Source organism: Pseudomonas koreensis, from assembly GCF_012986595.1.
GTDB classification, from domain to species: Bacteria; Pseudomonadota; Gammaproteobacteria; order Pseudomonadales; family Pseudomonadaceae; genus Aquipseudomonas; species Aquipseudomonas koreensis.
Window position 1 is genome coordinate 263190 of sequence record NZ_JAAQYM010000004.1, and the last position, 12279, is coordinate 275468.

Genomic DNA, 12279 nt, shown 5'->3' on the forward strand with positions numbered 1-12279 from the left:
GCCAGCGGTCAGCGACTCAGACCATCGCCAGTCGCTGCTTGCGTTGTGGCGCTTTGAATACCTGGTCCAGCGCCGCCAGATCCCCGGCATCCAGTTGCAGTTGCGCCGCGTGTGCATTGAGTTGCACGTGTTCGGGCCGCACAGCTTTGGGAATCGCAATGACACCATCCTGACGCAGAATCCACGCCAGCGAAACCTGCGCCGGGGTCACGTCGTGACGAGCGGCAATCTGCTTCAGCACAGGTTCAGCCAGCATCGCGCCGCCCTGACCGATCGGGCAGTACGCCATCAACGGCAGGCGCTGCTGTTGGCACCATGGCAGCAGATCGAATTCGACGCCGCGCTCCTCGAGGTTGTACAGCACCTGATTGGTGGCGCAGGCCGGTTTGGCCAGTTCTTCCAAGTCATCGACATCGAAGTTCGACACGCCCCAGCGGCCGATCTTGCCGTCCTCGCGCAGACGTTCAAAGGCTTCGACGGTTTCCTCCAGCGGGTACTGGCCGCGCCAGTGCAGCAGATAGAGGTCGATGTAATCGGTGCCGAGCCGACGCAGGCTGCGCTCGCAGGCTTGCGGGATGCCTTGGCGGCTGGCGTTGTGCGGATAGACCTTGCTCACCAGAAACACCTGGTCGCGCAGGCCGGCAATGGCTTCGCCGACGACTGTTTCGGCACCGCCCTCGGCGTACATTTCTGCCGTGTCGATCAGCGTCATGCCCAATTCGATACCTTGGCGCAACGCGGCCACTTCACGCGGGTGCGCCGAGCGATCTTCGCCCATGCGCCAGGTGCCTTGGCCAATCACTGGAACCTGCACGCCTGCCAGTTCGAGGGTACGCATTCAAACCTCCTGTGCTGATGGTCGATACCTTAGTGGGCAGCAGGATAGCGCAGGGGTTCCAATGGATGGGGATGAACCTGTGGCGAGGGAGCTTGCTCCCGCTGGGGCGCGAAGCGGCCCTCGCTTTTCATTCAGTTGGAAAGCAGGGGCCTGCTGCGCAGTCCAGCGGGAGCAAGCTCCCTCGCCACAGGAGATGAGTGAGGTCAGTTATTTTGTGGTGAATTTCAAGACGACGCTTTGTGTATAAGCCTGTCCCGGATCGAGCCGCGTACTCGGGAAGTTCGGCTGATTCGGCGAGTCCGGATAGTGCTGCGTCTCCAAGGTAAACGCGCCCCAATGCGGGTAGAGCTTGCCACCCTTGCCCTTGACCGTGCCGTCGAGGAAGTTGCTGGTGTAGAACTGCACGCCCGGCTCGCTGGTGAACAACTGCAGGTGCCGCCCGGACTGCGGATCGCTGACCTCGGCGGCGACTTTGCTCACATCACCCTTTGTATCCAGCACCCAGTTGAAATCGAAGCCGCCCTGTTTCGGTTCGGCGAATTTCAGCTGCGGGTGATCAGCCTTGATGTGCGTGCCGATGGCGGTGGGCTTGGTGAATTCCATCGGCGTGCCGGCCACGGCGGCCAGTTCGCCGGTCGGGATCAGTTTGCCGGTGACCGGCGTGTAATGGCTGGCGTGCAGGGTGGCAACCTGCTTGAGGATGTCGCCATTGCCGGCGCCGGCGAGGTTGAAGTAGCTGTGGTTGGTCAGGTTCAGCACCGTCGGTTTATCGGTGCTGGCCTGGTAGTCGATGCGCAGTTCGTTGTTGTCGGTCAGGCGATAGGTGACTTGCGTGGTGAGGTTGCCGGGGAAGCCCATTTCGCCATCCGCCGACAGGTAGGTCAGGGTCACGCCGACCGAGTCCTTGTCGTTGACCGGCTCGGCTTTCCAGACTTTTTTGTCAAAACCCAGGGTGCCGCCGTGCAAGGCATTGGACTTGTCGTTCTGTGGCACCTGATAGCGTTTGCCGTCGAGTTCGAACGCGCCGTCGGCCAGGCGATTGCCGAAGCGGCCGATGGTTGCGCCGAAATAGGCGGTGCCTTTCTGGTAGCCCTGGACATCGTCGAAACCCAGCACCACATCGGCGGACTTGCCGTGTTTGTCCGGCACCAGCAGCGATTGCAGGGTCGCGCCGTAGGTGATGACAGTCGCCTGCATGCCGTGGCTGTTGCGCAGGATGTATTGCTCGACGGGCGTGCCGTCATTGGTTTTGCCAAAGGCTTTATGTTCGGCGGTCAGGCCCGCCGCGTGGGCGGAAAGGGTGGCGATCATCAGGGACAGTCCGAGGCCGGAAAGCAGGTGACGTGATTGAAGCATGGTTGACCTTCCTTTTTGTTGTTGTTTTGAAAACACCACGACTCCCTGTAGGAGCTGCCGCAGGCTGCGATCTTTTGATCTTGATTCTAAAAACGAAGATCAAAAGATCGCAGCCTGCGGCAGCTCCTACAGGTTAACTAGTCAATCTATTTGCGTCGTGAAAGAAGATTTATAGCTTGTTCACCGTTTACTTCAACAATAAAGACTGACTAATTTGCTTGGCGTTCCTTCGCCAGATATCAGCCGGGAACACCCGCCACTGCACTTTTTCGCAATTGCCGGCTCTATCCATGGCCAGGATGCGGCGACGCCCGCCGCGCAGGAATGTGCCCGTTCGAGAATTCATGCCGAGAGTTTGTGACCTGATCGCTGCTGTTGTTCGCCGCCCGTGCCTGTTGCTGGCGTGTCTGTCGTCGTTGATGTTCAGTGGTTGCAGCCACCAGAGCGGCAACGGTTTCATTGCGCAGATGCGTGATGGGCAGCCGCAGGAATTCTTGCAGACCAGTGTCGATCGCATGGCCACGCTGGCGATGCGCGACAACCTCAACAGTCTTTACCGCTTGATGGGCAAACTGTATTTGCGCAACCCCGAAGAGCTGCGCAAATCGGGTTTCCTCGACATCAATACCGCCGTGAAACAGGTGCGTCTGGCGGTCGAGCAGCAGCAACCGTTGCCGGTGCTCGGCGGGCGCAAGGATCTGGCGGCGCTCAGCTATGCGATGAGTCCCGAGTTTCTCGGTGACCGGGTCGGCGCGTTCATCTATGCCATCGGCAGCATGCTGGTCACCGCCCACGGCAATCGCGTCGAGTTCTACATGACCGATGCGATCAACCCGACCTTCGTCCACAACGCCGCGCGCAACATCGAGAAAGCCACGTGGATTCTGGCCCAACGGCAGAACAAGGAAGGCCAGCCGCTGCTGTTCTCCAATGAAATCTCGGAGGAGGGCAGCAACCTCAGTTTCGCCACCGAGTTCGGCAAGATCGTCGCGCGGCTCGACTTGCTGGCGCAGATGCTCGACGAGCGCTATCGGCGCATTGGTCTGAATTACGCGCAGAGTCTGCTTTTCCTGAATTTCCTGCCGGTGCAGTAAGTGCGGAGATCCAATGTGGGAGCGAGCCTGCTCGCGAAAGCGATCTGCCAGGCGCTGAATCTCTGATAGATCCACCGTATTCGCGAGCAGGCTCGCTCCCACATTGATCAAATTGTGAGTGGGATTTTTGTATACAATCCATCGCTACGATTGATCCAAAGGGAGCTGCACCTGTCATGACCGACTCCGCAAGCACAAATTTCACCCGCATCGACCGCGCCGCCCGCAGTGAAAAACTGCCGTATGCCGCGTTGCTGGCGTTCGCCATGACCGGTTTCATTGCCATCCTCACCGAAACCCTGCCAGCCGGATTGCTGCCGCAGATCGGCGCCGGGCTCGGGGTCAGCGAAGTGCTCGCCGGGCAACTGGTGACGCTGTATGCGCTGGGCTCGATTGTCGCGGCGATTCCGTTGACCGTCGCCACCCGGGGCTGGCCACGGCGGCGGGTGCTGCTGATGACGGTCGGCGGCTTCCTGGTGTTCAACACCATTACCACGTTCTCCAGCCATTACGGCCTGACCCTGGCCTCGCGCTTCCTCGCCGGGATGGCGGCGGGCCTGTCGTGGGGGATCATGGCCGGTTACGCCCGCGGCATCGTGCCGGTGCATCAGCAGGGGCGGGCGCTGGCGATTGCCATGCTCGGCACGCCAGTGGCGCTGTCGCTGGGCACGCCGGCGGGAACCTGGCTGGGCAACCTGATCGGTTGGCGTGCGTCGTTCGGGATCATGTCGGCGCTGGCCCTGGTGCTGGCGGCGTGGATCGTCATCGCGGTGCCGGACCGTCCGGGCCAGGCCAGCGCCGAACGCCTGCCGCTGCTGCAATCGCTGCGCCTGCCGGGCGTGCGGCCGGTGCTGCTCGTGGTGCTGACCTGGATGCTCGGACACAACATTCTCTACACCTACATTGCACCGTTCCTGATGCAGGTCGGGCTGGCTGAGCGGGTTGATCGGGTGCTGCTGGTGTTCGGCCTGTGTTCACTGGTCGGGATCTGGATCATCGGCCTGCTGGTGGATCGCTGGCTGCGCTGGCTGACCCTGATCAGCCTCGCGGTGTTTGCCGTGACTGCGTTGGTGCTGGCGCTGATGTCGCCTTCGCCGTGGCTGATCTACGCCTGCATGGCGGTGTGGGGCCTGTCGTTCGGTGGCTCGGCGACGTTGCTGCTGACAGCGGCGGCGGACTCGGCGGGGGAGCATGTGGACGTAGTGCAGGCGATGCTCACCACCTCCTGGAACGTGGCGATTGCCGGCGGCGGCTTGTTTGGCGGTTTGCTGCTGGCCCGGGCGGGGGCGATGTCGTTTCCGTGGGCGCTGCTGATCTTGTCGCTGATCGCGCTGGCGACGGTGTGGATCAACGGTCATCACAGTTTCAAGCCGGGCCGGCGTGTGCACGGATCTGCCTGACAGCGCACAACCCCTGTGGGAGCGAGCCTGCTCGCGAAAGGGCCATATCAGGCCCATCATTGTTGACTGAGAGGCCGCTCTTCGCGAGCAGGCTCGCTCCCACAAAAAGCACACCCTATGTCGCACAAAGGCATAACGATAGACCGCATCGATATATGTGGTTATATGAAAAATCGCTATGCTGCGGGCCAGATTTTTCCTGTCGTTTTTCTGGACGTCTTAATGGAATTGGCAAATTTCGGCCTGGTCATCGCCGGGCTGGTGGTGGGTTTTATTGTCGGCATGACCGGTGTCGGCGGCGGTTCGTTGATGACGCCGATCCTGCTGTGGTTCGGCATCAACCCGGCCACCGCAGTGGGCACCGACCTGTTGTACGCGGCCATCACCAAATCCAGCGGCGTGCTCGTTCATAAAAAGAACAACAACATCGATTGGGCCATCACGGGCTGGCTGACCCTCGGCAGCGTGCCGGCAGTCGCCATGACCCTGTGGTTCCTCAGCACCCTGCACACTGCGCCCGAGGCGATGAACGCGATCATCAAGCAAGCGCTGGGCTTTGTGTTGTTCGCCACCGCGTTGGCAATTCTGTTCAAGAAGCGCCTGCTCGAGCTCGCCCACAAACGCGCGGGTGGCAATTACAACCCGAGCGGCGCGCGCCTGAACGTGATGACGGTGATCACCGGCCTGATCCTCGGCACCATGGTCGCCCTGACTTCGATCGGCGCCGGCGCCCTCGGTACGGTCGCGTTGTTCATCCTCTATCCGCTGCTGCCGACCCGGCGCCTGGTCGGCACCGAAATCGCCCACGCCGTGCCACTGACCCTGGTCGCCGGCCTCGGCCACGCGAGCATGGGCAACATGGATTGGGGCGTGCTGGGCTTCCTGTTGATGGGTTCGCTGCCGGGCATCTGGCTCGGCAGCCACCTGACCGGGCGCATTTCCGATGAATTGCTGCGTCCGTGCCTGGCGACCATGCTGCTGTTGATCGGCTACAAACTGGCGTTTTGATGTAGGAGCTGCCGGAGGCTGCGATCTTTTGATCTTCGTTTTTATGATCAAGATCGAAAGATCGTCCGAACGCGGCCCGAGCCTTCGGCAACTCCTATAGGGAGTTATGAATGTTGAATTTCATGACTGTCACCGGCAGGTCTTCGTACACCAGATCCTCGACCACCTGCCAACCCAACCGCGCATATAGCGCTTGCGCCGCATCGGTGTACAGATACAACGTCTGTACGCCTAACGCCCTGGCCTCTTCGACAATCCGGTTGACCAGTTGCGAAGCAACCCCGCGTCCACGTTCCTCGGCCTTCACATAAACCCCGGCCAGCCAGGGCGTCAGCTCGGGACGGATCTTCATGTCGCTGTCGATCAGCAGCGCGCCACCGAGCAATCTGCCGTCTTCGATGGCCACCACCACACTGGGAATTGCACCTTTGCCGCAGGCTTTGCGCATGCGTTCGGTGCGGGCCTCAAGGGTATCGCCGGGGCGGAACTCGCCCCACTCCTTGAAATTGAGCTCGGCCAGTTCCTCAATCAGATGCGGGTGATCGCACAGGTAGTCGATGTGCATGCGGGTGAACTCCATTTCGTTGGCAGAGCAGCCACCCTAATGCGCTCATGAAAGGTAATCAAATCGACGTCATGATTGCGCGCATGCGGTTGCGCAATGTCGTGGCTGTCCTAAGCTTCTGACAAGGCGAAACATATTTGCCGGGCATGCCCGGAACAATCGCCACGATGCGCAATCATTAGAGCGTGGATATCAAAAGGAGATGCGCATGCTCATCAGGTCACTGACCCTGACACTCTTGCTGGCGATTGCCGGCCCCTTGTTCGCCGCTGACAACGACTCGCCCATAGCCGGGGATATGGGGCGGGCCCGACCGCTGATCGTGATCGCACAAAGCACCGTCGACCCGGTGTGGGTGGGGCTGAAAAAGTCGCTGGAGGATCCAGCCAACAAAAAAGGTGTGACCGATCGCAACATCAAGGTCTACACCATCCTCAATATGGCCGGACAGCTTGATGGCAAGGACCTCGGCCAGCAGGACACCATGGCCTTGCTGCGTTCGCTGAAACTCGGTGCCGGCGCCTACCCGAAAGTGTTCCTGCTTGGCAAGGATGGCGAGACCAAACTCTCGGCTTCGGGCGATGACGCGAAGTCCGTGGACCTGAAGAAAATCTTCGATACCGTTGATGCACTGCCGGCGAGCGAGAAAGACATCAGCGCTCCGACAGTGGCCGAAACCGCCGCCGCTGCCGCCGAACCGGCAGCCAAGAAAGGCGAGAAGGGCGCCAAAACAACCAAACCCGCCAAACCGAGCAAACCACCGGAAATGCCGGATGATTGATGGCATGGCCTGAATCAAAAAAATGGGCGACCTCTGCAGGTCGCCCATTTTTATTGCCTGCATGAAACCTTGTGCTGAAGGAGCAAGCGCCCTCACCACAGGTTCAATATCAGTCAGTCAGAACACTGAATATTTCGTGGGCAATCTTCACCCGCTCCGCATTCGGATAGTTCTTGTTCGCCAGGATCACGATGCCCAGCTCCTTCGAGGGCACAAACGCCACATACGCGCCGAAGCCACCGGTCGCGCCGGTTTTGTTGTAAAGCACATTGGCCGGTTCAGGCTGGGGTGGGGTCAGCCATGTGGCCTTGTGCGCTTGCATGGCCATCGGCGTCGAGTTGCCGTTCTGCAATTTATCGAGGCTGATCGGGTAGGCGTAACGCTCCCAGCCCAGACCTTGGGTCATGTCGCCAACGGTGTAGTAACCGGTGTGGGTCGCGGCGATGGCTTTTTGCAGCGGTGCTTCCAGGCTGGCCGGTTTCAGGTTGGCCTCGACATAGCGCAGCAGATCCGCCGCACTGGTTTTGATGCCGTAGGCTTCGGAATCCAGTGCGCCCGGACTGACCCGAACCGGTTGGTCTTTCTTGTCATAGCCCTGGGCGTAAAGCTGGGCTTCGGAAGCGGGCACCTTGATGAAGGTGTGCTTGAGGCCCAGTTTCGGCAGCAGGGTATCGCTCATGGCCTGATCAAACGGCTGGCCCAGGCTTTTCGCCGTCAGATAGCCGAACAGCCCAAGGCTCGGGTTGGAATACAGGCGATGGCTGCCCGCCGGGTAATCCGGTTTCCACTGCCGGTAATAACCGAGCATCTTGTCAGCCGAATCCGCTTCGGCCGGGAATTGCAGTGGCAGGCCGCCGGCGCTGTAAGTGCCCAGTTGCAGCACGCTGATGTTATCGAAAGCGCTGCCTTTGAGTTCCGGCCAAAGCTGGCTGGCCTTGGTCGACAGGTCCAGTTTGCCCGTGGCCTTGGCGTAACCGGCGAGTGTCGCGGTGAAGGTTTTGCTCACCGAGCCGATTTCGAACAGGGTGTTTTCGCTGACTTTCTGCCCGGTATCCTTGGCGGCAACGCCGTAGTTAAAGTAATGCGGCTGGCCGTTAAGGGTGATAGCCACGGCGAGTCCGGGAATGTTCTGCTGTTGCATCACCGGGGTGACGGCTTTTTTCACCAGGGCTTGCAGTTGCTCGTCGCTGGGCGTGGCGGCCATGCACGCGGCGGCGCCGAAGAACAGGCCGAAAGCACTGCAGGAAATGACTTTGGTCGGATTGATGAATGACATAGATGAACCACTCTCCATGAGTGTTGAGGGTGCTATCCCGCTAGACTGCGGGCAATTGTAATGGTGGGCAGCTGATCAGCGCCGACAATTTAGGCAGTCTGGCACTCGTCGACAAACGATGAAAACTCGGATGAGCCATTAGAAAAATTTGGGACTGGGCATGATTCGACCTCAATTGCCGCTCAATGCACTGCGCGCGTTCGAAGCCTCGGCGCGGCATCTGAGCTTTACCCGCGCTGCCGTGGAGCTGTGCGTGACCCAGGCGGCGGTGAGCCATCAGGTCAAAAGCCTCGAGGCGCAACTCAATGTCACCCTGTTCAAGCGCCTGCCTCGCGGGCTGATGCTGACCAGTGAAGGAGAAACCCTGTTGCCGGTGTTGACCACGTCGTTCGATCACATTGCGCAGATGCTTGAACGGCTGGCCGGTGGGCAGTACCGCGAAACGTTGACCGTCGGTGCCGTGGGGACGTTCGCGGTCGGCTGGTTGTTGCCTCGGCTGGCGGACTTCCAGGCGAAACATCCGCTCATAGATTTGCGGCTGTCGACCCACAACAATCGTGTCGATGTTGCGGCCGAAGGCCTGGATTACGCGATCCGTTTCGGCGCGGGTGCGTGGCATGGCATCGAGGCAACGCGCCTGCTCGATGCGCCACTGTCAGTGTTGTGCGTACCGGAAATTGCCCGCCAATTGCATACGCCGGGAGACTTGCTGCAGCAGCGCCTGCTGCGTTCCTATCGCACCGATGAATGGCCGGAATGGTTTCACGCCGCAGGCCTGGCGACCCACGCGGCACCGCCGCAGAGCATTGTGTTCGATTCGTCGCTGGCGATGATGGAGGCCGCACTGCAGGGCAGTGGGGTAGCGTTGGCACCGCCGTTGATGTTCGCCCGGCAACTGGCGGCGGATGTGATTCGCCAGCCGTTTGCGATTGAAATCACCACCGGCAGTTATTGGCTGACGCGCTTGCAGTCGCGGCCGGAGACGGCGGCGATGACGGCGTTCAAATACTGGCTGCTACAGATCTCTGGTTAATACAGAGCCCCCTGTAGGCGTGAGCCTGCTCGCGATAGCGGTGTGTCTTTCAAAATCAATGTTGAATGACACACCGCTATCGCGAGCAGGCTCACTCCTACAGGGGCGGTGGTGGATTCAAAACGAGTGTCAGCGCACCAGACACGGCCGCTTGTTATCGAACGTCCAGCCCGGAATCAAAAACTGCATCGCCACGCTGTCATCCCGCGCACCGAGGCCCATGCCTTTGTACAGTTCGTGGGCCTTGGCCACTTGATCCATGTCCAGTTCCACGCCCAGCCCCGGCTTGTTCGGCACTTGCACGCAGCCGTCGACAATTTGCAGCGGTGCCTTGGTCAGGCGCTGGCCGTCCTGCCAGATCCAGTGGGTGTCGATGGCGGTGATGTCGCCTGGCGCCGCCGCCGCGACATGGGTGAACATCGCCAGGGAGATATCGAAGTGGTTGTTGGAGTGCGAACCCCAGGTCAGCCCCCACTCATGGCACAGCTGCGCGACACGCACCGAACCCTGCATGGTCCAGAAGTGCGGGTCGGCCAACGGGATGTCCACCGACTGCAACTGGATGGCGTGGCCCATCTCTCGCCAGTCGGTGGCGATCATGTTGGTGGCCGTCTTCAGTCCGGTGGCGCGGCGGAATTCGGCCATGACCTCGCGTCCCGAGTAACCGTTTTCCGCACCGCACGGGTCTTCGGCGTAAGCCAGCACGTGATGCTGGTCGCGGCACAGGCGGATCGCTTCTTTGAGTGACCAGGCGCCGTTCGGATCGAGGGTGATGCGCGCATCCGGGAAGCGTTCGGCGAGGGCGGTGACGGCTTCGATTTCCGCATCGCCGCTGAGCACGCCGCCCTTGAGTTTGAAGTCCTTGAAGCCGTATTTCGCCTGGGCCGCTTCGGCCAGGCGCACCACCGCTTCGGCGGTCATGGCCTTCTCGTGACGCACGCGGAACCAATCATTGTCGGCGTCCGGTTCGCTGCGGTAGGCGAGGCTGGTTTCGCGCGGGTCACCGACGTAGAACAGATAGCCGAGCATCTTCACTTGATCGCGCTGCTGACCTTCACCGAGCAGCGCCGCGACCGGGACGTCAAGGTGTTGCCCGAGCAGATCGAGCAGCGCGGCTTCGAGCCCGGTCACCGCGTGAATGGTGATCCGCAGGTCGAACGTCTGCAGGCCACGGCCGCCGGCATCACGTTCGGCGAAGGTCTGGCGCACCTGGTTGAGGATTTTCTGATAGTTGCCGATCGGGCTGCCGAGCACCAGGCTGCGGGCGTCTTCCAGGGTCTGGCGGATGCGCTCGCCACCCGGCACTTCACCGACGCCGGTGTGACCGGCGTTGTCTTTGAGGATGACGATATTGCGGGTGAAAAACGGCCCGTGGGCGCCGCTCAGATTGAGCAGCATGCCGTCGTGGCCGGCCACCGGAATCACCTGCATGTCGGTGATGATCGGGGCTTTTGCAGTGTCGTGTGCGGTCATGTTCTTATCCTTGTCAGCATTCAGCAAAACGTCAGTCAGGCGTGTTTCGGCGCGGCTGCGGCCACGGCGAGGTCAGCAGCGGGTTTCGGCGTGGTGCGTGCGGCGAAGACGATGATTGCGGCGATGATCGAGGTCGCGGCCAAACCGTAGAGGCCGCCCTGAATCGAGCCGGTGTGTTCTTCGAGCAGGCCGAAGGTGGTCGGCGCGACGAAGCCGCCGAGGTTGCCCACCGAATTGATCAGCGCAATCACCGCCGCCGCGATCCGTGCATCCAGATAGGCCTGAGGAATCGGCCAGAACAACGACGACGCGGATTTGAAGCCCAGCGCGGCAAAACAGATCGCGACGAAAGCGAAGATCGGTCCGCCGGTGGTGGACATGAACATTCCTGCCGCCGCGATCAACAGTGCGGTCGCCACCCAGGCCTGCTGGTGCTTCCACTTGGCCGAGCAGGAGGCGAAGGCATACATGCCGACGATCGACAGCAACCATGGGATCGAATTGAACAACCCGACCTGCAGATCACTCATCTCGCCCATTTTCTTGATGATGCTCGGCAGCCAGAAGGTCGCGGCGTAGATGGTCAGCTGGATGAAAAAGTAGATCAGGCAAAACAGAATGATCTGGCGGTCCTTGAGCAGTTTGCCCATCGACGGCCGGATCGGCGTCGCTGCTTCGCGGGCCTTCTGTTCATCGTCGATGGCCGTAACCAGCGCGTCCTGCTCGGCGCGGCTCAGCCATTTCGCGTCGTGGGGTTTGGCGTCGAGCCAGAACCAGACGAATACACAGAGCCCGACCGAGAACATCCCTTCGATGAAATACATCCATTGCCAGCCGTGCATGCCCAGGCCGTTGATCTGCAGGAGCAGGCCGGACAGCGGGCCGGAGATCAGCGAGGCCACCGCCGAACCACTGAGGAAGATCGCAATCGCCTTGCCGCGTTCGACGCCGGGCAGCCAGCGGGTGAAGTAATAAATCACCCCGGGAAAGAACCCGGCCTCGGCCACACCGAGCAAAAAACGCAAAATGTAGAAGTGGGTCTCGGTCTGGATGAACGCCATGCCGGCGGCGACCAGGCCCCAGGTAAGCATGATGCGGGTCAGCCAGATACGCGCGCCGACTTTCTGCAGGAGCATGTTGGAAGGCACTTCGAACAGCGCGTAACCGATAAAGAACAGCCCGGCGCCCAAACCGTAGGCGGCGGCGCCGATGCCCAGGTCATGTTCCATGTGAGTGCGGACGAAACCGATGTTCACCCGATCAATGTAATTGACGATGAACATGATCACGAAGAGCGGCAGGACGTGGCGTTTCACTTTCGAGATGGCGGACGCGAGTGTCGAGTCGGCGCCCTCGTTCATCCCGGAGACGGAGGTTTTCACTTGGTTTTCTCCCACTGATTATTTTTATGCGGGGTAGGGCTGGGTGTTGCGTTGTTGATAGACATCATACAAC

General features: G+C 60.7%; 11 protein-coding genes. 5 read left to right on the top strand and 6 right to left on the bottom strand.

All coding sequences use genetic code 11. The features are described 5' to 3' along the window. Positions 1-16: 16 nt before the first annotated feature. Together HBN98_RS14120 and HBN98_RS14125 are read right to left on the bottom strand one after the other, a co-directional pair. Entirely contained in the window at positions 17-838 is an 822-nt protein-coding gene (locus HBN98_RS14120) for an aldo/keto reductase (RefSeq protein ID WP_083366381.1), read from the bottom strand. Positions 839-1045: 207 nt separating this feature from the next. Continuing rightward, positions 1046-2194, bottom strand: a complete 1149-nt coding sequence (locus tag HBN98_RS14125; RefSeq protein ID WP_083366380.1) for an aldose epimerase family protein — start codon at positions 2192-2194, stop codon at positions 1046-1048. Between the two features lie 344 nt (positions 2195-2538). Between HBN98_RS14125 and HBN98_RS14130 the strand changes: the two genes are divergently transcribed. The 3 genes from HBN98_RS14130 (at position 2539) to HBN98_RS14140 (ending at position 5696) form a co-directional block, all read left to right on the top strand. After that, a complete protein-coding gene (locus tag HBN98_RS14130) occupies positions 2539-3288 on the top strand; it encodes a hypothetical protein (RefSeq protein ID WP_083366379.1) in 750 nt (249 codons plus the stop codon). 176 nt (positions 3289-3464) lie between these two features. Then, on the top strand, positions 3465-4688 hold the full coding sequence (locus tag HBN98_RS14135; RefSeq protein ID WP_083366378.1) for an MFS transporter: 1224 nt from the start codon (positions 3465-3467) through the stop codon (positions 4686-4688). Positions 4689-4910: 222 nt separating this feature from the next. Next, positions 4911-5696 carry a sulfite exporter TauE/SafE family protein gene (locus tag HBN98_RS14140; protein WP_083366377.1) on the top strand — a complete coding sequence of 262 codons (786 nt, stop codon included), beginning with the start codon at positions 4911-4913 and terminating at the stop codon, positions 5694-5696. Between the two features lie 94 nt (positions 5697-5790). Here the strand turns inward: HBN98_RS14140 and HBN98_RS14145 are convergent, their stop codons facing one another. Then, positions 5791-6261, bottom strand: coding sequence for a GNAT family N-acetyltransferase (locus tag HBN98_RS14145; RefSeq protein WP_083369354.1), 471 nt, complete (start codon positions 6259-6261; stop codon positions 5791-5793). Positions 6262-6469: 208 nt separating this feature from the next. Between HBN98_RS14145 and HBN98_RS14150 the strand changes: the two genes are divergently transcribed. Next, positions 6470-7042, top strand: coding sequence for a DUF4174 domain-containing protein (locus HBN98_RS14150; RefSeq protein WP_064586899.1), 573 nt, complete (start codon positions 6470-6472; stop codon positions 7040-7042). Positions 7043-7151: 109 nt separating this feature from the next. On the opposite strand, the gene ampC is transcribed toward HBN98_RS14150, so the two are convergent. Next, positions 7152-8318 carry a class C beta-lactamase gene (ampC, locus tag HBN98_RS14155; RefSeq protein ID WP_083366376.1) on the bottom strand — a complete coding sequence of 389 codons (1167 nt, stop codon included), beginning with the start codon at positions 8316-8318 and terminating at the stop codon, positions 7152-7154. 160 nt (positions 8319-8478) lie between these two features. Here ampC and HBN98_RS14160 point away from each other — a divergent pair, with 160 nt between their 5' ends. Then, entirely contained in the window at positions 8479-9351 is an 873-nt protein-coding gene (locus HBN98_RS14160) for a LysR family transcriptional regulator (protein ID WP_064586905.1), read from the top strand. A gap of 129 nt (positions 9352-9480) precedes the next feature. Here HBN98_RS14160 and gudD read toward each other — a convergent pair whose 3' ends face one another. Together gudD and HBN98_RS14170 are read right to left on the bottom strand one after the other, a co-directional pair. Further along, entirely contained in the window at positions 9481-10824 is a 1344-nt protein-coding gene (gudD, locus tag HBN98_RS14165) for a glucarate dehydratase (RefSeq protein WP_064586906.1), read from the bottom strand. A 35-nt stretch (positions 10825-10859) separates the two neighbouring features. Next, positions 10860-12206, bottom strand: coding sequence for an MFS transporter (locus HBN98_RS14170; protein ID WP_083366375.1), 1347 nt, complete (start codon positions 12204-12206; stop codon positions 10860-10862). Between the last annotated feature and the right edge of the window lie 73 nt (positions 12207-12279).

Bases quoted from the DNA above. Each gene is read 5' to 3' on its own strand.
- HBN98_RS14120 (WP_083366381.1), bottom strand. From the start codon at position 838: ATGCGTACCCTCGAACTGGCAGGCGTGCAGGTTCCAGTGATTGGCCAA.
- HBN98_RS14125 (WP_083366380.1), bottom strand. From the start codon at position 2,194: ATGCTTCAATCACGTCACCTGCTTTCCGGCCTCGGACTGTCCCTGATG.
- HBN98_RS14130 (WP_083366379.1), top strand. From the start codon at position 2,539: ATGCCGAGAGTTTGTGACCTGATCGCTGCTGTTGTTCGCCGCCCGTGC.
- HBN98_RS14135 (WP_083366378.1), top strand. From the start codon at position 3,465: ATGACCGACTCCGCAAGCACAAATTTCACCCGCATCGACCGCGCCGCC.
- HBN98_RS14140 (WP_083366377.1), top strand. From the start codon at position 4,911: ATGGAATTGGCAAATTTCGGCCTGGTCATCGCCGGGCTGGTGGTGGGT.
- HBN98_RS14145 (WP_083369354.1), bottom strand. From the start codon at position 6,261: ATGCACATCGACTACCTGTGCGATCACCCGCATCTGATTGAGGAACTG.
- HBN98_RS14150 (WP_064586899.1), top strand. From the start codon at position 6,470: ATGCTCATCAGGTCACTGACCCTGACACTCTTGCTGGCGATTGCCGGC.
- ampC (WP_083366376.1), bottom strand. From the start codon at position 8,318: ATGTCATTCATCAATCCGACCAAAGTCATTTCCTGCAGTGCTTTCGGC.
- HBN98_RS14160 (WP_064586905.1), top strand. From the start codon at position 8,479: ATGATTCGACCTCAATTGCCGCTCAATGCACTGCGCGCGTTCGAAGCC.
- gudD (WP_064586906.1), bottom strand. From the start codon at position 10,824: ATGACCGCACACGACACTGCAAAAGCCCCGATCATCACCGACATGCAG.